Source organism: Streptomyces flavofungini (assembly GCF_041028215.1).
Lineage (GTDB): Bacteria > Actinomycetota > Actinomycetes > Streptomycetales > Streptomycetaceae > Streptomyces > Streptomyces flavofungini_B.
The window spans coordinates 1-1,196 of sequence record NZ_JASKYR010001194.1; the positions used below are offsets into that span (position 1 = coordinate 1).

Annotated in this window: 2 protein-coding genes; both read left to right on the forward strand. The window is 69.0% G+C overall.

Features of this window, described 5'->3' with window-relative positions; all coding sequences use genetic code 11:
- On the forward strand, positions 1–677 hold a 677-nt coding region (locus tag AB8Z36_RS39655; RefSeq protein WP_369218210.1), incomplete at its 5' end, for a flavodoxin family protein.
- A 56-nt stretch (positions 678–733) separates the two neighbouring features.
- Positions 734–1,081 (forward strand): cupin domain-containing protein, encoded by a 348-nt coding sequence (locus AB8Z36_RS39660; RefSeq protein WP_369218211.1) that lies wholly within the window; start codon positions 734–736, stop codon positions 1,079–1,081.
- Positions 1,082–1,196: the final 115 nt, after the last annotated feature.

Genomic DNA, 1,196 nt, shown 5'->3' on the forward strand with positions numbered 1-1,196 from the left:
AGTTCATGCTGGACACGCAAGACACACGGCCGGTCATTCTCGGGATATCGGGGTCCGAGAGAGCCGGCGGCAACACCGATCTCGCACTCGCCCACGCGGCCGGGCTCGCGGAGAAGCGGGGGGCCGAGTTCCGCACGATCCACCTGCGCGACCACCGCATCTCGCCGTGCAGCCCGTGCGGCAACTGCAATGTGCGGACCGTCCCGTGCGGGCTGCGGGACGACATGCCCGGCATCGTCGAGGAGATGAAGCGGGCCGACGGCATCGTCTACGCCGTGCCCGTGCACGGCTTCGGCCTGGCCCATCTCATGCAGATCTTCATCGAGCGGGCGGGCGTCGGATTCCTGCGCTTCGACCGTCCGCTCGCCAACAAGGTCGGCGGGATCATCGTCACCAGCCGCCGCTACAGCGACGCCTCGGTGCACGCCCAGCTCGTCGACAATCTGCTGCTCAACCGGATGATCCTGGTGGGCAGCGGATTCCCCGCCATGCTGCGCAACGCCGCCAAGGAACCGGGCCTCACCGACGCCGAGGGCCTGGACGCCCTGGAGCGGATGGTCCACCGCATGATCGACATGACGCTGCTGCTGCGCAGGCACCAGGCGGAGACCGGCGAACCGGTGCTCCAGCCGGACGACCGCAACGAACGGGTCGCGCGGGCCCACTCGCTGACCTGACCACCACCTCAGCCGGCCGCCATCGCTGCCGCCTTCACCTAAGGATGGATACGTCCATGACCGCAACGACCGCCCCCGCCCTCGTCGGGATCGACTTCGACGCCATTCCCTGGGAGAAGTGGGACAAGCCCGGCGCCGAGGGACGCGTGAAGATCGCGTACACCGGTGGCCTGCGCGTACGCCTGCTCGAACTGCCCGCGGGCTTCAACGAGGAGCACTGGTGCGAGCGCGGCCACCAGGGATATGTGCTCCAGGGCGAGTTCACGATCCACTTCGACAACCGTTCCGTTCCGTGCCGTCCCGGCATGGGCTTCGTGATCCCCGGCGACGAGCGGCACCGCTCGCAGGGTTCCGACAGCGAGCCGACCGTCGTGTACGTCGTCGACCAGGTGCCCGAGGCATGACCGAGGGGATGACGGGCGCCGCGCGCATCGAGGAGCTGCGCGGGTCCATCGACGCGCTGGACCGGCAGATCGTCGGGCTGCTCGCGCGGCGCCCGTCATCCCCTTGGTCATGCCT